At 66.6% G+C, this 20662-nt stretch carries 3 protein-coding genes; all 3 read right to left on the reverse strand.

What is annotated here, in order from left to right:
* Window positions 1–223: 223 nt before the first annotated feature.
* Window positions 224–11854: a hypothetical protein gene (locus V5B60_RS20670; RefSeq protein WP_332349816.1), complete on the reverse strand. Its 11631-nt coding sequence runs from the start codon at window positions 11852–11854 to the stop codon at window positions 224–226.
* A 1232-nt stretch (window positions 11855–13086) separates the two neighbouring features.
* A complete protein-coding gene (locus V5B60_RS20675; RefSeq protein ID WP_332349819.1) occupies window positions 13087–19308 on the reverse strand; it encodes a hypothetical protein in 6222 nt (2073 codons plus the stop codon).
* A 532-nt stretch (window positions 19309–19840) separates the two neighbouring features.
* Window positions 19841–20107 (reverse strand): hypothetical protein, encoded by a 267-nt coding sequence (locus V5B60_RS20680; RefSeq protein ID WP_332349821.1) that lies wholly within the window; start codon window positions 20105–20107, stop codon window positions 19841–19843.
* Window positions 20108–20662: the final 555 nt, after the last annotated feature.

Consider the following 20662-nt stretch of genomic DNA (forward strand, 5'->3'; position numbering starts at 1 on the left):
TCGTCGCGCATGCGGTTCCGCCGTCATGGACGCTGCCTGCGGCGAGCGGCATGGTGCGTTGCCGAATCGGGCTGCGTCCGGTGTCGACGCAGCGCGACCAGTCCAGCCTGTGGGCAGCTGCGCGGAACGTTGGGGAATAACGCTACAGTCTTTTTCTCCGGGGAACAAGCGGTGGCCGGCGTGTGCCGCTGCCGCGGGGAAGCGGCGGCAGCGGCGGCAGGCTTCAGGTGATGACGAAGTCGAGGCTGCTCAAGGTGAGCCCGCTGCCCAGGCTGGCGATCTGCACAGGGGCGGAACCGGCGTTGCCGTTGGCGTCGTAGTACAGCGCGCCGCTGCTGCTGTCGTAGATGACGAAGTCGTCGACGTCGGCGGCTGCGGAGAACCCAGCGCCGGAGCGGAACGAGGTGGCGGCGAGGGTGCCGGGGCTCAGCAGCGAGGCGAAGATGGCGTTCTCGAGTTCGATCGTGTCGTCGAGGACGTTGAAGTCGCTGATCGTGTCGCGGTTGGTCGCGGCGTTCGGCAGCATGTCGAAGCGGAAGGTGTCGGCGCCGAGGCCGCCGCTGAGGGTGTCGTTGCCGTTGCCGCCGCTGAGGACGTTGCCGCCACCGTCGCCACTGAGGGTGTCGGCATAGGCCGAGCCGACGAGGTTCTCGATCGCGACCAGCGTGTCGCTGCCGGAGCCGCCGGTCGCGGTGCCGGTGGCGAGGCTGGCGGTGACGCCGCTGCTGACGCCGTAGAGGTAGCTGACGGTGTCGTTGCCGCCGGCGCCGTCGAGGAGGTTGTTGCCGGCTCCGGCGTAGAGGAGGTTGGCGAGGCCGTTGCCGTTCAGGCTGGCAACGCCGGTGGCGAGGATGCGGCCGTTCTCGATGTGGGCGCCGAGGGTGTAGGCGGCAAGCGAGCTGAAGACTTGGTCGATGCCGCCGGTGGCGGGATTGGCGTTGGTCTCGCTGACGCTGTCGCCGGCGTGGTCGACATAGTAGAGGTCGGCGCCGTCGCCACCGCTCAGGCTGTCGGCACCGGTGCCGCCCCAGAGGGTGTCGTTGCCGGCGCCGCCGTCAAGGGTGTCGTTGCCGGCACCGCCATTGAGGAAGTCGTTGCCTTGCGCGCCAGTGAGGCGGTTGGCGTTGCCGTCGCCGGTGAGGGTGTCGTCGTAGGTGGAGCCGCTGAGGTTCTCGATGCCGGCGAGGGTGTCGCTGCCGGAGCCGCCGGTCGCCTGTGCGCCGGCAAGGGCGAGGCTGACGCTGACGCCGCTGCTGGCGCCGTAGAGGTAGCTGACGGTGTCGTTGCCGCCGGCGCCGTCGAGGAGGTTGGCGCCAGTGCCGGCGTCGAGGAGGTTGTCGAGGGCGTTGCCGGTGAGGTTGGCGGCGCCGGTGGTGAGGATGCGGCCGTTCTCGATGTGGGCGCCGAGGGTGGTGCTGGCGAGGTAGCTGAGGACTTGGTCGGTGCCACCGGTTGCCGGGTTGGTGTTGGTCTCGCTGACGCTGTCGCCGGCGTCGTCGAGGTAGTAGAAGTCGGAGCCGTCACCACCGATCAGGCTGTCGGCACCAGTGCCGCCCCAGAGGCGGTCGTTGCCGGCGCCGCCGTCGAGGGTGTCGTTGCCGGCGCCGCCGTTGAGGAAGTCGTTGCCTTGCCCGCCGTGGAGCCGGTTGGCATTGGCGTCGCCGCGCAGGGTATCGTCGTAGGCCGAGCCTCCGAGGTTCTCGATGGCCATCAGGGTGTCGCTGCCAGAACCGCCGGTCGCCTGGGCGCCGGCGATGGCGAGGCTGACGCTGACGCCGCTGGCGGCGTCAGCGTAACTCGCGGTGTCGCTGCCCGAGCTCCCTGAAAGCGTGTCATTGCCGGCACCACCACCCAGGGTGTCATTGCCGTTGCCACCTTCGAGGCGGTTGGCGTTGCCATCGCCGACGAGCGTGTCGTCGTAGCTCGACCCCGTAAGGTTTTCGATGGCGATGAGGGTGTCGCTGCCGGAGCCGCCGGTCGCCTGCGCGCCCGCAATGGCGAGGCTGACGCTGACGCCGATGGGACCGCCGTAGAGGTAGCTGACGGTGTCGTTGCCGTCGGCGCCTTCGACGACGTTGCTGCCGCTGCCGGCGTAGAGCAGGTTGTCGAGATCGTTGCCGGTGAGGTTCGCGGCGCCGCTCGAGAGGACGCGGCCGCACTCGACGTGCGCCGTGAGGGTGTAGGCGGAGAGGAAGCTGTAGACCTGGTCGGTGCCCCCAGATGCGGGGTTGGCGTTGTTTTCTGCGACGCTGTCGCCGGCGTGGTCAACGTAGTAAAGGTCGGAGCCGTCGCCGCCGAGCAGGCTGTCGGCACCAGTGCCGCCCCAGAGGCGGTCGTTGCCGGCGCCGCCGTCAAGGGTGTCGTTACCGGCACCGCCGTCGAGCGAGTCATCGCCAGAGCCTCCTTCGAGGCGGTTGGCATTGCCGTCGCCGGTCAGGGTGTCGGCGTAGGTCGAGCCAGCCAGGTTCTCGATGCTGACGAGGTTGTCGCTGCCGGATCCGCCGGTCGCCTGTGCGCCACTGACGCCGAGGCTGACACGGACGCCGCTGCCGCTGACGCCGTAGAGGTAGCTGACGGTGTCGTTGCCACCGACGCCGTCGAGGACGTTGTTGCCGCTACCAGCTCCGAGGACGTTGTCGAGGGGGTTGCCGACGAGGGTGGCAGCGCCGGTGGCAAGAATGCGGCCGTTCTCGATGTGGGCGCCGAGGGTGTAGGCGGCCAGGGTACTCAAGACCTCGTCGGTACCGCCGGTTGCCGGGTTGGCGTTGGCTTCGCTGACGCCGTCGCCAATGTCGTCGACGTAGTAGGAGTCGGAGCCGTCGCCACCGGTCAGGCTGTCGGCACCGGTGCCACCCCGGAGGCGGTCGTTGCCAGCGCCGCCGTCGAGGATGTCGTTGCCGGCACCGCCGTCGAGGGTGTCGTTACCCTGTGCGCCGCTGAGGCGATTGGCGTTGCCGTCGCCGGTGAGGCTGTCATCGTACGTGGAGCCGGTGAGGTTCTCGATGCCGGCAAGGGTGTCGCTGCCGGAGCCGCCGGTCGCCTGTGCGCCGGCAATGGCGAGGCTGACGCTGACGCCGATGCCGCTGACGGCGTAGAGGTAGCTGACGGTGTCGTTGCCGCCGGCGCCGTCGAGGAGGTTGTTGCCAGTGCCGGCGTCGAGGAGGTTGTCGAGGGCGTTGCCGGCAAGGTTGGCGGCGCCGGTGGCAAGGATACGGCCGTTCTCGATGTGGGCGGTGAGCGTGTAGGCGCCGAGGTAGCTGAAGACCTGGTCGGTGCCGCCGGTTGCCGGGTTGGCGTTGCTCTCGCTGACGCTGTCGCCGGCGTCGTCGACGTAGTAGGAGTCGGAGCCGTCACCGCCGATCAGGCTGTCGGCGCCGCTGTCGCCCCACAGGCGGTCGTTTCCGCCGCCGCCGTCGAGAGTGTCGTTGCCGGCGGCACCATTGAGGAAGTCGTTGCCCTGCGCGCCGTCGAGGCGGTTGGCGTTGCCGTCGCCACGCAGGGTATCGTCATGGTTGGAGCCGGAGAGATCCTCGATGGCGATGAGCGTGTCGCTGCCGGAACCGCCGGTCGCCTGCGGACCGCTGAGGACGAGGCTGACGCGGACGCCGCTACTGGCGTCCGCGTAACTGGCGGTGTCCGTGCCCACGCTACCGGAAAGGGTGTCGTCGCCATTGCCGCCGGCCAGGGTGTCGTTGCCGCTGCCGCCGTCCAGCCAGTTGGCGTTGCCGTCGCCGCCGAGAGTGTCGTCGTAGGTGGAACCCGTGAGGTTCTCGATCCCGACCAAAGTGTCGCTGCCGGAACCGCCGGTCGCCTGGGCGCTGGCGATGGCCAGACTGACACTGACGCCGCTGCCGCTTGCGCCGTAGAGGTAGCTGACGGTGTCGGCACCACCGGCGCCGTCAAGGGCGTTGTTGCCGCGGCCGGCGTACAGGACGTTATCGAGATCGTTACCCGAGAGGCTCGCTGCGCCGCTCGAGAGGATACGGCCGGCCTCGACGTGCGCACCAAGGGTGTAGGCGGCGAGGGTGCTGAAGACCTGGTCTGTGCCGCCGGTGAAGGGGTTGGCACCGGTCTCCGTGACGCTGTCGCCCGCATGGTCCACGTAGTAGAGGTCCGAGCCATCGCCGCCGAGCAAACTGTCGGCGCCGCTGCCACCCCAGAGAAGGTCGTTGCCTTCACCGCCATCGAGGGTGTCGTTGCCGGTGCCGCCATCGAGGGTGTCGTTGCCGGGACCGCCTTGCAGCGCATCGTCTCCGGCAGCGCCCTGCACCGAGTTGTTGTCGGCGTCACCCGTCAGAAAGTCGTTGAAGCCGCTACCGATCAGGTCCTCGATGCCGATCAGGGTATCGATTCCGGCTTGCCCCGTGTTCTGTTGCACGCCCGCCATGACCAGAGTAACGGTGACGCCGGCGCTTGCCGTACCGTAGCTGGCTGCGTCGATGCCACCTGCGCCATCGAGGACATTGTTCCCGTCGTTCCCGGTCAACAGATTGTTGCCGCCATTGCCGCCCGCGTTCAGGTGAGCGCTCCCCGCGAGGACGATGCGCTCGACACGGTCCGGGAGGACATAGTCGATTGACGCGATGACCGTATCGGTGCCGCCGGTCTCGACAAAGGGGTTGGACACCCGAAAGACATCGGTCGCGCCGTTGGTGTCGTCGCCAACAAGGTTGCTGGCGTCGCTGGTCAGGAGAATGTAGCGACCATCGCTCGAGAATCGCGGCGAAAAGCTGGCGGCATTGCCTTCCCCGCCAGCGAGGCTGGCCGACACACGATGAACCGCCCCGGTCTGCAGATCCTTGACAAAGACGTCACTGCATCCATTGGTATCGTTGGCGACCAGATTGGGCGCCACGCTGGCAAACACCAGGTACCGCCCGTCGGTCGACAGCGAAGCGGAACCGCTGCCGCCGTCGACCTGATTTCCAGCGAAGTCGGTGGACACGCGTTCGATGGCGCCGGTGCGCAGGTCGCGGACGAACACGTCACTGCTGCCGTTGCTGTCGCCGGCGACGAGGTTGTTCGCTTCACTCTCGAAAACGACGCGCTGGCCGTCTGCCGAGAAGGATGCGCTGCCGCTTCGCCCGTTGCCGGCAGTTCCAGCACTGTCGGAAGAAACCCGTTGTATGCCACCCGTCAGCAGGTCCTTGACGAAAATGTCGGTGGCGCCGTTCGTGTCACCAGCCACCAGATTGCTGCCTCGGCTCTGGAAGACGACGTAGCGCCCGTCGGCCGAGAAGGAGGCATGGGAGCTGTCGCCATTCGCGGGCAGGTCAGCGGCGTCGGTCGACACGCGGCGGGTTGCACCGCTCTGCAGGTCCCTGACGAAGATACCGTGAAAATACTGGCCAATGGCCGAGCTTTGGTACACCACGTAGCGCCCGTCAGCAGAGAAGGAAGCACCGGAACTGGTACCGCGCTCCGGCCCGCCAGTCGAATCGGTCGACACGCATCGGGTCACCCCGGTCCGCAGGTCCATGATGAAGACGTTGCTGGTTTCGTCGATCGTGCGGAAGCCCCATTCCCAAGTCGCGTTCGTGAAAACCACGTAATTCCCGTCCGCCGAAAGCGACGGGTCGGAGCTGTAGCGAAAATAGCTATACTCTTCCAGTGCCGTCCACACGCGCCGGACTGCGCCGGTCTGCAGATCCTTGATGAAGACTTCACTGCTTCCGTTGGTATCGCCGCCAACGAGGTTGCTGGCGCCGCTCTCGAAAAGCACGTAGCGGCCATCTGCCGAGAACGACGCGCTTCGGCTGCCCCCAGGGCCGTAGCCCTGCCCGCCGGAACCGGTGACCGATATCCGCAACGGTGAGGGCTCCAGCGTCTCGCGGACCAGATCAGCGCTTTCATCGACGAGGAAGATGTCGTCGCCCAAACCGCCCTCAAGAACATCGCCCCCACTGCCGCCGTCGAGGGTGTCGTTGCCAGCACCACCCAGCAACTCATCGGCACCCGCGCCGCCGTTGAGCGCATCGTTACCTTCGCTGCCGAACAGCCGATCAGAGCCGTCTCCACCGCTGATCGTGTCGTCACCACCATGACCGTCAAGGACGTTCGCCCCGCTGTTGCCGAGCACCATGTTGGCCCGTGTGTTGCCTTCCCCGTCGATGTCCGCGCTGCCGCTGAGCGTGAGGGCTTCGACGTGATCGGCGAGCGCAAATGTGCAGGATGCGAGGACGCTGTCGTTGCCACCTCCCGCGAATTCAATGACCCGATCAGCCGGGGAGTCCACCCAGTAGGTGTCGTCCCCACCGCCGCCGGTCAGCCGGTCGCCCTCCCCGCCTCCGTCAAGCACGTTGTTGCCGTCGTTCCCGGTCAGGCTATTGGCCAGTTCGTTGCCAGTCCCGTCGAGCGCAGTGTACGCGCCAGCGGCGAGGACCAGGTTCTCGACGTTGGCGGGCAGTGTGTAGCTCAGTGAGGACAGGACCGTATCGACTCCGTCGTCGACCAGGAATGGGTTCGGCGCAACGAAGATGTCCGAGTACCCGGTGGGTGCGGGATCCTCGACGAGGTTGATCGCGTCGCCGCCGAAGACCACGTGCTGCCCGTCGGCGGCGAAGCGCGGCGGACCATGTCTCCCTCCTCCCTCGGCAACACGACGAACCGTGTCGTTCTGCAAGTCCTTGACGAACACGTCCCAGTCGTCCGCCACCCATTCCCCGTAGGACGCCCCTGCACCCGCAACCCCGACACGTTCATCGAAGACCAGGTAACGACCGTCGACGGAAAACGATGCACGAGGGACGATTTCGCCCCGGAGAGCAGGCTCGGCATCGAAGCTCCGCAGTGCACCGTCTTCCAGATCAACGATCGTTATGACGCTGGAACTGAGCTGCCCGGCGTCGGGATGGAAGAACTCAACGAAGCTCGTGAAAACCACTTGCTTCCCGCTGGCAGAGAACGAGGCATTCGTGTGCCCGCCTCGAGAATACCAACCGACATATTCAATAGCGTCCAGGCCGCCGGAAACGCGCTCGATCCCGCCCGTCTGCAGATCCTTGACGAAGATGTCGCTGTAGTCGTTCGCGTCTTCGGCGACGAGATTGTCCGCGTTGCTTTCGAAAAGGACGTAGCGGCTATCAGCCGAGAACGACGCGCCCTCACTACCCCGGTTCGCCTGTCCACCGGCGGCATCGGTCGACACCCGCTGGATCCCGCCGGTCTGCAGGTCCTTGACGAAGATGTCCGAATGGCCGTTGCTGTCATCGGCGACCAGATCGTCCGCGTCGCTCGCGAAAAGCACGTAGCGACCATCTGCCGAGAACGACGCGCCGTCACTGCCGTGATTCGCCTGGTTGCCGGTGGCGTCCGTCGACACGCGCCGAATGTCTTCCGTCTGCAGGTCCTTGACGAAGATGTCCTGCGCGTCGTTCGTGTCGCCGGCGACAAGATTGCTGGCGTCGCTGCGGAAAACCACGTAGCGCCCGTCGGCCGAGAACTGTGCGCCCGAACTCGATCCGTTCGCCTGTTCGCCAGTGGCGCCCGTCGACACCCGCCGCACTGCGCCGCTTTCCACGTCCTTGATGAAGATATCCAGATGGCCGTTGGTGTCACCAGCGACGAGCAAGCTGGCGAGACTCTCGAAAAGCACGTAGCGGCCATCGATCGAGAGCGACGGATGGTAGCTGTGGTTGTTCCCCGGTGATCCGTCCGCTGCCGTCGAGACCTGCCGCAACGGCTGCACGTGGGAAGAAGAGCTTTCTTCGACCTTGTCCCCGACGTTGTCCACCACATAGGTGTCCGACCCCGGCCCGCCGCGCATGACGTCCGCTCCGCCACCACCGTCGAGGATGTCGCTGCCCTCGGCGCCGCTGAGGTGGTTGGCACCGCCATCGCCGAAGAGGGTGTCATCGTAGATCGAGCCGACGAGGTTCTCGATCGCCACGAGGGTGTCGCTGCCGGAGCCACCGGTCACCTGTGATCCGGCGATGGCGAGACTGACGCTGACGCCGGTGCCATTGACGGCGTAGAGGTAGCTGACAGTGTCGTTGCCGCCGGCGCCGTCGAGAAGGTTGTTGCCACGTCCGGCCTCAAGGAGGTTGTCGAGGCTGTTGCCGGCAAGGTTCGCTGCACCGCTCGCCAGAACGCGGCCACTCTCGATGTGCGCGCCGAGGGTGTAGCTGGCAAGGTCGACGAAGACCTGGTCAGTACCGCCGGTCACTGGGTCGGCGTTGGTCTCGGTGACGAGGTCAGCGATGTTGTCGACGTAGTAGATGTCGGATCCGTCGCCGCCGATCAGGCTATCGCCACCGGTGCCGCCATCCAGGGAATTATCGCCGGCGTCACCCGTCAGCAAGTCATTGAACCCGCTGCCAATGAGGTCTTCGATGCCGTCCAGCCGGTCAAGTCCGGCATTGACCGTATTCTGTTCCAAGCCGGGCGTGGCCAGGGTGACGGTGACGCCGGCGGTGGCGTCGGAGTAGCTGGCGGTGTCGGTGCCGCCAGCGCCGTCAAGAGTGTCGTTGCCGAACCCGCCTTGCAGCACGTTGCTGTTGGCGTCACCGGTCAGGGAGTCATTGAAGTGGCTGCCGACAAGATTCTCGACGCCGAGCAGGATGTCCACGCCAGCATGGATGGTGTCCTGCTGCATGCCAGGCATCGCCAGGGTGATGACGACACCGGCGGTGGCATCGGAGTAACGGGCAGTGTCGGTACCGGCGCCGCCGTCGAGTATGTCGTTGCCAAGACCGCCCTGCAGCGTGTCGTTGCCGGCGCCGCCCTGCAGCGAGTTGTTGCCGGCGTCACCGGTCAGAGAGTCGTTGAAGCCGCTGCCGATGACGTCCTCGACGCCGATCAGGGTGTCGATACCCGCACTACCCGTGTTTTGTTGCGCACCGAGAGTCGCCAGAGTCACGGTGACGCCGGCGCTCGCACCGTCATAACTGGCGAGGTCGGTTCCGGCGCCGCCGTCCAGCGTATCGTCACCGAGGCCACCGAGCAGGCTATCGTCGCCTGCGCCGCCTTGCAGTGAGTTGTTGCCGGCGTCACCGGTCAGCGCGTCGTTGAAACCACTGCCGATGAGGTCCTCGAGGCCGATCAGCGTATCGACATCGGCGCTGGTCGCGTCTCTTGGAACACTGGGAGTCGTCAGGGAAACGGTGACGCCGGCGTTGGTGCTGGAGTAGCTGGCGACGTCGATGCCGGGACCACCGTCCAGCGTGTCGTTACCGGCTCCTCCATGCAGGGTATCGTTGCCGCCCAGACCTCTGATCACCTCGCTTGCCGGGGTGCCGACAAGCATATCCGGCCCTGCCGTACCGATGATCGCCTGCACGTCCCAACTCTCGCCGCCAAGGTTCTCGCCGACCAGGGCCGCCTTGTTGACATTCTGCAGGGTCGCCGCAAGCTCGAAGACTCCGCTCCCCCCGGCACCGTCCAGGTCCAGCTCCAATAGCGTGTCCGGGCCAGCCTGCGTCAGGCGCGCATGGCCCGTCGTGAAGGGATCACCCCCATACGACGGATAGTTGGTGAACCTCGACTCCGGGATGCGGAGCCGGTCGCCGCCCGCTCCGGCCGTGAAGTCGGTGATCGTATCGGCCGAGCGGTCCCCGCTGGTATCCCAGACGTAGAACGTATCGGCACCCGCGCCGCCGGTCAGCATGTCGTCGCCGGCGAGCCCTCGAACCACTTCGCTGGCAGCCGTTCCGGTCAGCACATCCGGCCCTGCCGTACCGATGAGCGCCTGCACGTTCCAGCTCTCGTTGCCAAGGTTCTGGCCGACCAGATCCGCCTTGCTGACATGCTGCAGCGTCGCCGCAAGCTCGAAGGCTCCGGGACCCCCGGCACCGTCCAGGTCCAGCTCCAGGTGCGTGTCCGGGCCTACCTGCGTCAGGCGCACGTGATCCGTGATGAAGGGATCACGCCCATACCCATACCATGGATAGTTGGTGAACCTCGACTCCGGGATACGGAGCCGGTCGCCGCCCGCTCCGGCCGTGAAGTCGGTGATCGTATCGGCCGAGCGATCCCCGCTGCTATCCCAGACGTAGAACGTATCGGCACCCGCGCCGCCGGTCAGCGTGTCGTCGCCGGCGAGCCCTCGAACCACTTCGCTGGCAGCCGTTCCGGTCAGCACATCCGGCCCTGCCGTACCGATGAGCGCATGCACGTTCCAGCGCTGGCCGCCAAGGTTCTCGCCGACCAGAGCCGCCTTGCTGACATTCTGCAGCGTCGCCGCAATCGCGAAGGATGCGGGACCCTCGGCACCGTCCAGGTCCAGCTCCAGGTGCGTGTCCGTGCCTACCTGCGTCAGGCGCGCGTGGCCCGTCGTGAAGGGATCATCCCCATACGACGAATAGTTGGTGAACCTCGACTCCGGGATACGGAGCCAGTCGCCGCCCGCTCCGGCCGTGAAGTCGGTGATCGTATCGGCCGAGCGATCCCCGCTGGTATCCCAGACGTAGAACGTATCGGCACCCGCGCCGCCGGTCAGCGTGTCGTCGCCGGCGAGCCCTCGAACCACTTCGCTGGCAGCCGTTCCGGTCAGCACATCCGGCCCTGCCGTACCGATGAGCGCATGCACGTTCCAGCGCTGGCCGCCAAGGTTCTCGCCGACCAGAGCCGCCTTGCTGACATTCTGCAGCGTCGCCGCAAGCGCGAAGGATGCAGGACCCTCGGCACCGTCCAGGTCCAGCTCCAGGTGCGTGTCCGTGCCTACCTGCGTCAGGCGCGCGTGGCCCGTCGTGAAGGGATCATCCCCATACGACGAATAGTTGGTGAACCTCGACTCCCGGATGCGGAGCCGGTCGCCGCCCGCTCCGGCCGTGAAGTCGGTGATCGTATCGGCCGAGCGATCCCCGGTGCTATCCCAGACGTAGAACGTATCGGCACTCGCGCCGCCGGTCAGCGTGTCGTCGCCGACGAACCCCCGAAGCACATCGCTGGCAGCCGTCCCGGTCAGCACATCCGGCCCTGCCGTACCGATGATCGCCTGGACGTCCCAGCTCTCGCCGCCAAGGTTCTGGCCGACCAGAGCCGCCTTGCTGACATTCTGCAGGGTCGCCGCAAGCTCGAAGGCTCCGGGGCCCGCGGCACCGTCCAGGTCCAGCTCCAGGTGCGTGTCCGGGCCTGCCTGCGTCAGGCGCGCGTGGCCCGTCGTGAAGGGATCAAGCCCATACCACCAATAGTGGGTGAACCTCAACTCCGGGATGCGGAGCCGGTCGCCGCCCGCTCCGGCCGTGAAGTCGGTGATGGTATCGGCCGAGCGATCCCCGCTGGTATCCCAGACGTAGAACGTATCGGCACCCGCGCCTCCGGTCAGCGTATCGTCACCGGCGAGCCCTTGGATCACATCGCTGGCAACCGTTCCGGCCAGCACATCGGGACCTGCCGTACCGATGAGCGCCTGTGGACTCCACCACGACCAATTGTCGCCGAAGTTCTGGCCGAGCAGAGCAGCTTTGTTCACATTCTGCAGGATCGCCGCAAGCTCCAAAGCTCCCGGACCGTTGGCACCGTCCATGTCCAGTTCCAGGCGCGTGTCTGGACCCACCTGCGTCAGGTGCGCGTGACCGGTTATGAAAGGGTCGCTGCGGTCCACCGAATAGTTGGTAAACCGCCAATACGGAAAGAGAAGCCTGTCGCCACTCGTTCCAGCCGCGAAGTCGGTGATCGTGTCGGCCGAGTGATCCTCGACCGTCCACCAGAGACAGAAGTAGTCAACCCCTTGACCCCCGGCGAGTGTGTCGTTGCCTTCCTGGCCGTAAAGTTGATCAACGCCATCCCCACCATAAAGGCTATCGTCGCCGAGCCCGCCGTAGAGTCTGTCGTCGCCAGCCAGACCATTCAAGCTGTCGTTGCCGGCACCTCCCGTGAGCGAATCGTTACCCGGAGTTCCGTCATAGGTACTCATGCTCTGCTCCTCATTGATGACAGGGTTGGTGTGGAAAATGGATTCTGGCCGGGCAGCGCCGGCCTGCTCATGGCAGCAAGACAGCGACCGGAGGTGCACTGCCGCAGGTCTGCAAGCCCCTCCGGATGGATCAGGTGGTCGTGCGACCGGATGAACCGGAGTCCGATGAATCGCCGCCACACTGCTATCCGAGGGAGCGAGCCAAGGGTTGCGAATCGGTGCCGCGCCATCGGCGGCAACGGTCGCGACCACTGGTCCGTCCGTCGATCAGATCGATCAAGTGGTGGCCGTACGGAGATTTCAGCTCGCCGGGGCCGATCGGGCGAGCCGCGGAGATCGACAGCACGTTGTTCGGAATCTGCCGAACCGGAACGTTCTGCTGTCCGGTCGTGCGCTCCCTTCCTCATCGCGCCGAATCTCCGTGATGAGTTCCCTCTGTCCCCACAACACAATCTGCGTCGCCGACATCTTCAGACCTGGTCTCGGCCCGCTCGCAGATGCCCCGGCCGCAGTAGCGGTCGGGCACGCGCCGAGCGCTGGCACAGTCTTGCCCGTCGAGCCGGTAGTGGGCGCCGGCAGGCACGCACCCACAGTGGCCCTTGGATGCCGGGATGCGGGTTTTCTCGCGCATCGGGAGGCGTTCATTCGAGGCTTCGCCGGCGGCACACGGAGCGCCCCGCACGACGCTGTGGTCGCTGCTCTGGCACGCAGGAAAGGCGTTACGGTGCGCCGCGTCCCAGCGCTGCACCGAAGCAGCCAGCCGCCTGCGTGCCCGCCGAGCGCGGCAGATCATGCGGTCACCTGCGGTCGGCAAGGTGCTGCCTCGCACAGCCCCCTCCGTCTTCTCGCCCGCGCCGCGCGCCGCGAACACAGGGGGAAGCGCTTCGCCGACGCCCGCAAGCGGTCTCGTCCGCTGACATGACCGCGCGGGCCCCTGCTCGCTCGACATCTGTCGCCGCTCCTGGACGTGCTGACCGGTTGCTCGATACGTGAAAACCAGCAGCCTCGCCGCCAGCGGGCTCGCTTTCTCTTGCTGCTGTGGCAGGCGAGCATGAGTCGTTCGCACCTTCCTCATCGAACCACCCACAGAAAGACCATACAGCGAGCCGGGACCTTTGGATACCCTGCGACAGTAGAATTCTCACGCTTCGCCGGCCACCGGCGACACGGCGGCCCGACGGCCGGTGGTCGCCGCCGCGGCGAGCCGGGACTGGACCGAGCCTGCGGGGCGTTCACGTGACCACGAAATCGAGGTTGCTCAACGAGAGCCCGCTGCCGAGACTGGCGATCTGCACGGGGCCGCCTCCGGCGTTGCCGTTGGCGTCGTAGTACAGCACGCCGCTGGTGCTGTCGTAGATGACGAAGTCGTCGGCGTCGGCGGCGGCGATGACCCCGGCTCCGGAGCGGAACGAGGTGGCGGCGAGGGTGCCGGGGCTCAGCAGCGAGGTGAAGATCGCGTTCTCGAGTTCGATCGTGTCGTCGACGACGTTGAAGTCGCTGATCGTGTCGCGATTGGTCGCGACGTTCGGCAGGGTGTCGAAGCGGAAGGTGTCGGCGCCGAGGCCGCCGCTGAGGGTGTCGTTGCCGTTGCCGCCGCTGAGGACGTTGGCGCCGCCGTCGCCGCTGAGGGTGTCGGCGTAGGCCGAGCCGACGAGGTTCTCGATGCCGGTGAGGGTGTCGCTGCCGGAGCCGCCGGTGGCGGCGCCGCTGGCGAGGCTGGCGGTGACGCCGCTGCCGCTGACGCCGTAGAGGTAGCTGGCGGTGTCGTTGCCGCCGGCACCGTCGAGGGCGTTGGCGCCGGTTCCGGCGTAGAGGAGGTTGGCGAGGGCGTTGCCGCTCAGGCTGGCGGTGCCGGTGGCGAGGATGCGGCCGTTCTCGATGTGGGCGCCGAGGGTGTAGGCGGCGAGGTAGCTGAAGACCTGGTCGATGCCGCCGGTGGTGGGATTGGCGTTGCTCTCGCTGACGCTGTCGCCGGCGTGGTCGACGTAGTAGGAGTCGTTGCCGTCGCCGCCGCTCAGGCTGTCGGCACCGGTACCGCCCCAGAGGGTGTCGTTGCCGGCGCCACCGTCGAGAGTGTCGTTGCCGGCGTTGCCATTGAGGAAGTCGTTGCCCTGGGCGCCGTTGAGGCGGTTGGCGTTGCCGTCGCCGGTGAGGGTGTCGTCGTAGGTGGAGCCGCTGAGGTTCTCGATTCCCGTGAGGGTGTCGCTGCCGGAGCCGCCGGTGGCCTGTGCGCCGCTGAGGGCCAAGCTGACGCTGACGCCGCTGCCGCTGACGGCGTAGAGATAGTTGACGGTGTCGTTGCCGCCGGCGCCGTCGAGGAGGTTGGCGCCGCTGCCGGCGTCGAGGAGGTTGTCGAGGGCGTTGCCGATGAGGTTGGCGACGCCGGTGGCGAGGATGCGGCCGTTCTCGATGTGGGCGCCGAGGGTGGTGCTGGCAAGGTAGCTGAGGACCTGGTCGGTGCCGCCGGTTGCCGGGTTGGCGTTGGTCTCGCTGACGCTGTCGCCGGCGTCGTCGAGGTAGTAGAAGTCGGAGCCGTCACCACCGATCAGGCTGTCGGCGCCAGTGCCGCCCCAGAGGCGGTCGTTGCCGGCGCCGCCGTCGAGGGTGTCGTTGCCGGCACCGCCGTTGAGGAAGTCGTTGCCCTGCGCGCCGGTGAGGCGGTTGGCGTTGCCGTCGCCGGTGAGGGTGTCGTCGTAGGTCGAGCCGGTGAGGTTCTCGATTCCCGTGAGGGTGTCGCTGCCGGAGCCGCCTGTGGTCTGGGCGCCGGCAAGGGCGAGGCTGACGCTGACGCCGCTGCCACTGACGGCGTAGAGGTAGCTGACGGTGTCGTTGCCGCCGGCGCCGTCGAGGAGGTTGGCGCCGGTGCCGGCGTCGAGGAGGTTGTCGAGGGCGTTGCCGGTGAGGTTCGCGGCACCGGTGGCAAGGATGCGGCCGTTCTCGATATGCGTGGCGAGGGTGTAGGCGGCGAGGTAGCTGAAGACCTGGTCGGTGCCGCCCGTTGCCGGGTTGGCATTGGTCTCGCTGACGCTGTCGCCGGCGTGGTCGACGTAATAGGAGTCGGAGCCGTCACGGCCGATCAGGCTGTCGGCACCGGTGCCGCCCCAGAGGCGGTCGTTGCCGGCGCCACCGTCAAGGGTGTCGTTGCCGGCGCCGCCATCGAGGAAGTCGTTGCCACCGGCGCCGCTGAGAACATTGGCGTTGCCGTCGCCGCGCAGGGTGTCGTCGTAGTTCGATCCGCCGAGGTTCTCGATGGCGATCAGGGTGTCGCTGCCGGAGCCGCCGGTGGCCTGCGCGCCGAGGATGGCGAGGCTGACGTTGACGCCGCTGCTGGCGCCGTGGAGGTAGCTGACGGTGTCGTTGCCGCCGGCGCCGTCAAGGAGGTTGGCGCCGGTGCCGGCGTCGAGGCGGTTGTCGAGGGCGTTGCCGGTGAGGTTGGCGGCGCCGGTGGCGAGAATGCGGCCGTTTTCGATGTGGGCACCGAGGGTGTAGGCCGCGAGGCTGCTGAAGACTTGGTCGGTGCCGCCGCTGACGGGGTTGGCATTGGTCTCCGTGACGCGGTCACCGGCATGATCCACGTAATACTGGTCGGAGCCGTCGCCACCGATCAGGCTGTCGGCGCCGAGGCCGCCGTCGAGGGTGTCGTCGCCGGCACCACCAGCCAGGGTGTCGTTGCCGCTGGCGCCTTCGAGCCGGTTGGCGTTGCCATCGCCGGTCAGCGTGTCGGCGTGGATCGAGCCGCTGAGGTTCTCGATGCCGACCAGGGTGTCGCTGCCGGAACCGCCGGTCGCCTGCGGGCCGGCGATGGCGAGGCTGACGCTGACGCCGCTGCTGACGCCGTAGAGGTAGCTCGCGGTGTCGTTGCCGCCGGCGCCGTCAAGTAGGTTGTTGCCGCTGCCGCCGTAGAGGAGGTTGTCGAGGTCGTTGCCGGTGAGGCTGGCGATGCCGGCGGCAAGAATGCGGCCGTTCTCGACATTCGCGCCGAGCGTGTAGGCGGCGAGCGAGCTGAAGACTTGGTCGGTGCCTCCGGTGGCGGGGTTGGCGTTGGTTTCGGTGACGCTGTCGCCGGCGTGGTCAACGTAGTACTGGTCGGAGCCGTCACCGCCAATCAGGCTGTCGGCGCCAGTGCCGCCCCAGAGGCGATCGCTCCCCGAGCCGCCATCGAGGGTGTCGGCGCCGCTGCCGCCGTTGAGGACGTTGGCGTTCCCGTTTCCGGTGATCGTGTTGGCCAGCGCATTTCCGGTCCCATCGATGCCATTGGCGCCGGTGAGAATGAGGTTCTCGACTCCCGTGGGCAGCGCATAACTGACCGACGAATGCACCGTATCCGGATCCCCCCGGAAAGGATTCTCCACCACGAAGACGTCGGAATCATTGTCCTGGTCGCCTTCGACCAGCCCGTTGGCGTCGCTTGAGAAGAGGATGTGGCGCCCGTCGGCAGAGAACGAAGCGTTGGTGCTGCCAGAGTTCCCTTGCGCCCCGGTCGACCCGTTCGACACGCACTGGATCGCCCCCGTCTGCAGGTCCTTGACGAAGACGTCGCGGAGCCCGTTCGTATCGCCGGCCACCAGATTGCTGGCCGCGCTCTCGAACACGACGTACCGCCCGTCAGTGGAAAACGACGCGCCGCGGCTGTCACCCCCCCCCTGAGCCCCGGTCGAGTCGGTCGACACGCGCAGAATCGCCCCCGTCTGCAAGTCCTTGACGAAGATGTCCCGTTGCCCGTTCGTATCGCCGGCGACGAGGTTGCTGGCGTAGCTCGCGAAGACAACGTGGCGCCCATCAGCAGAAAACGAGGCCCCTTCGCTGCCAGAGTTCGCCTCCGCCCCAGTCGAGTCAGTCGACACGCGCAGGATCCCCCCCGTCTGCAAGTCCTTGACGAAGATGTCCGGTTGCCCGTTCGTATCGCCGGCGACCAAGTTGCTGGCATAGCTCGCGAAGGCAACGTGGCGCCCGTCAGCAGAAAACGAAGCCCCTTCGCTGCCAGCGTTCGCCTCCGCCCCGGTCGAGTCGGTCGACACGCGCTGGATCGCCCCCGTCTGCAGGTCCTTGACAAAGATGTCGCTGTTGCCCCAGTTCCAATCGCCGACAACGAGGTTGCTGGCCCAGCTATGGAAGACGACATACCGCCCGTCAGCAGAAGACGACGCGCCGTAGCTGCCAGAGTTCGCCTCCGCGCCGGTCGAGTCGGTCGACACGCGCTGGACCGCCCCCGTCTGCAGGTCCTTGACGAAGATGTCGGTGTACCGATTCCAATCGCCGACGACGAGGTTGATGGCCTCGCTCTCGAAAAGGACGTAGCGCCCGTCGGAAGAGAACGACGCGTCGTGGCTGCCCCGGCTCCCCTGCACCCCGGTCGAGTCGGTTGACACCCGCTGGATCGCCCCCGTCGGCAAATCCTTGACGAAGATGTCCCAGTCGCCGTTCGTATCGTCGTCGACGAAGTTGCTCGCCCCGCTTTGGAAGACGACGTAGCGCCCGTCGGCAGAAAACGCCCCGGCGTAACTACCAGCGTTCCCCTGCGCCCCGGCGACCGTAGACGAGACGAGGAGCAGCGAGTTCTCCCGCACCACATCGCCGGGATCATCAACGACGTAGGTGTCGCCGCCAATGCCACCCTCCATCGTATCGGCACCTGCACCGCCGTCAATCCGGTCGTCGCCGTGCCCGCCATAGAGCGTGTCGTTGCCCGCGAGGCCGTTCAGCGTGTCGTTGCCGGCAAGGCCGTCGAACTCGTCGTTACCGTGCGTGCCGGCAAACAACTCGGGGCTCGGAGTCCCGACATTGGGACTCCAGCCACCCAGGCTCGACGACAAGAGGCTCGACTTGCTGACGTTGTTCAGAATGACCGCCGTCTGGAATGCGCTGCCGACTCCCGGGCCATCGAGGTCAAAGTCGAGCAGGGTGTTGGCACCCGACTGCGTCAGGCGGGCATGGCCGCTGCCAAAGGGGTTGCTGCCCGGTGTGAAGTTGGTGAAAAGCCAGGAGGGAAGCACGCTGATGAAGTCGCCACCATTGCCCGGAGTGAAGTCGGTAATCGTGTCGGTCGAGTTGTCGCCGGACTCATGCCAGACGGAGAAGCCATCGCTGCCCGCACCGCCGGTCAGCGTGTCGTTGCCCAGCCCGCCATAGAGCGTGTCGTTGCCCGCGAGGCCATTCAGCGTGTCGTTGCCGGCACGGCCGTTGAGGTCATCGTTGCTGAGGGTGCCGGCAAGCAGGTCGTCGTACGGAGTTGCGACATTGTGATCCCAGCCTTGCAGGTTCGAAGAAACCAGGCTCGACTTGCTCACGTTGTTGAGAATGGCCGCCGTCTGGAACGTGCCACCGACTCCCGGCCCATCGCGATCGAACTCGAGCAGGGTATTGGCGCCCGACTGCGTCAAGCGGGCGTGACCGCTGCCAAAAGGATTACTGTTCGGCTTGTAGTTGGTGAATGACGCGACTACGTCGATCTGGTCGCCACCAGATCCCGGAGTGAAGTCGATGATCGTCTCGACCGATGTGTCGTCTGGAGCGGTCCACATATTGAAGAGGTCGGAACCAGAGCCGCCGCTCAGGGTGTCGTTGCCGAGCCCACCATCGAGATAGTCGTCGCCCGCGCCTCCACTCAGCGTGTCGTTGCCTTCCTGGCCGAAGAGCGAGTCGTTCTCCTCGCCACCATCGAGGCTGTCGTCGCCAAGCCGGCCGTCAAGATAGTCGTTGCCCGCACCTCCGGTCAGGGTGTCGTTGCCGAGCCCGCCGTCGAGATTGTCGTCACCCGCGTCTCCGATCAGCGTGTCGTTTCCTTCCTGACCGTAGAGCGCGTCGTTCCCCTGCCCGCCATCAAGGCTGTCGTTGCCGGAACCGCCGTCAAGGGTGTCGTTGCCGGGAAAGCCGTTCAAGGTATCGTCGCCAGCAAGACCCTCAATGACCTCGTCGTCTGCACCACCGTCGAGAAGATCGGGCCCGGAAGTCCCGACGTTGGGATTCCAAACGTCGAAGTTGTACGACACTAGGCTTGATCTGCTGACGTTGGTGAAAATGACGGCAGTCTGGAATCCCCCGCCTACTCCCGGCCCATCGACGTCGAACTCGAGCAGGGTGTCAGCACCCGACTGCGTCAGGCGGGCGTGGCCACTGCCGAAGGGGTTGCTGCCCGACGTGTAGTTGCTGAAACGCCAAGTGGGAAGCGACATCACGTCGCCATTGGTTCCCGCAGTGAAGTCGGTGATGGTGTCGGTCGAGCTGTCGCCGGGGTTTTCCCAGTGCCAGACAGTGAAGTAATCGATGCCCGCACCGCCGGTCAGGGTGTCGTTACCTTCTTGGCCGTAGAGCCCGTCGACGCCATCACCGCCGTCAAGAAAGTCGTTGCCGAGCCCGCCATAAAGGGTGTCGTTGCCGCCAAGACCGTGCATATCGTCGTTGCCAGCGCTTCCAGCAAGCGGATCGTCGCCGCTTGTCCCGTTGTAGGTGCTCATGTCGTGCTCCCTGGTGATGGAAGGATTGTTCCGGGAGCAGCGTTCATTGCCCGGTAACGCGTGCCCCCTCGTGCGAATGAAAGGACGAGCCCAAAAAGTCTGCCGGCGATCCAGCAGCGAACACGGATGCGCCAGTCGGTCGTGCCACGAGTTCGTCCTCGCCTGCCGGGGCTGCCTTGCGCGTCAGCCCGACGACCGGACTCAAGGCTTGTGGATGGGACGAGCGCAACCGGCAACCAAACCGGCAACCAGATTCGCCGCAAGCATCGCGCGGCAGCGATCGTCATGGCGCACACCTCAGGCGAACACTCGTGAAGCCCCTCTTGCGACCGCACGCGAGTGCTCGCCGCTCCGAATTCAGCCTCCTACTTGGTCACTGCTTCGACCTTGGACCGTTAATGTTGCTCTTGCTGGAAGATCTTGTAACACAGCTTTCCCCCGAATCCGTTGACCTGGATCAGTTACCCATTGATCATTATGGTCTTTTTCAGCACGTGCCGCCAAGGTGTGCGAGGCGCCGCATGCGCAGCGCCTAAACCCACACGCGACCGAGGTGCGCGCGGCCATCGCGGGTGACCCGAGCGCACCCGCTCGCACTGCCGTCTATCGCCGTCGCCGGCCCGAGCGTACCGTGCTCTATCGCGCCGTGCAGACGCACCCCGCTAGCCTTGCCGCGACCGTCGAGCGCGCCGCCGAGTTGCACCGCGACGGCGGAACTGTCGCCACCGGAGGCGGCATCGCCCCAGGTAACGACCGAGCGTCGGCGCGCAGCGCGGCGAACGCTTTGGCGTTGCGCCATTCGCTGTCCGAGGGCAGACTCGCGACGAGCGCCGGGCGATCGGCAACGCGGTGATCGATGAGGACCAGGGTTCGCTTCATTGCATTCCTCCGGGGTGTATCGGGTCATGGTGTGCTGGCCGACCCGGGCGCGGTGGGCGACGAAGCCCGCCGCCGGCGGGGTTCGCCGCGTGCGCGGGTCTGGCCGGGAATCTGCCGCGCGTGCCGCGGTCGCTGTCGGAGTGGCTGTGCGAGTGGCTGTGCGGCGGTTGCAGCGCGGACGCGAAGGCGGCGGCGAAGCCGCCGACCGAGCGCGATGCACGCGAACCGCATCCGAGCACGGAACCCATCCTCCCGCAGAAAACACCCGCCACGGACGGACCAAGGCGGCGCGCCCGAACGGTGGGCCGCTGCCGCCACCGGGAATCCGGTCGGCGGCTGGCGGTGTTGCCGGGGATCGAATCTAGCAGAAGGACCAGCGTCGTGGGGAAGCGATTTGCTTCTTACGTGGATCATACAGGGCGGGCTCTGGCACAGCCGGTGGCCGCCGCGGGACGGGCTCGCGCTGGGCCTGCTC

The sequence above is a fragment of the Accumulibacter sp. genome, from assembly GCF_036625195.1.
GTDB lineage: Bacteria > Pseudomonadota > Gammaproteobacteria > Burkholderiales > Rhodocyclaceae > Accumulibacter.

Excerpts from the sequence above, each read along its gene's own strand:
- V5B60_RS20675 (WP_332349819.1), bottom strand. The coding sequence starts at position 19,308 with ATGAGCACCTACAACGGGACAAGCGGCGACGATCCGCTTGCTGGAAGC.
- V5B60_RS20670 (WP_332349816.1), bottom strand. The coding sequence starts at position 11,854 with ATGAGTACCTATGACGGAACTCCGGGTAACGATTCGCTCACGGGAGGT.
- V5B60_RS20680 (WP_332349821.1), bottom strand. The coding sequence starts at position 20,107 with ATGGCGCAACGCCAAAGCGTTCGCCGCGCTGCGCGCCGACGCTCGGTC.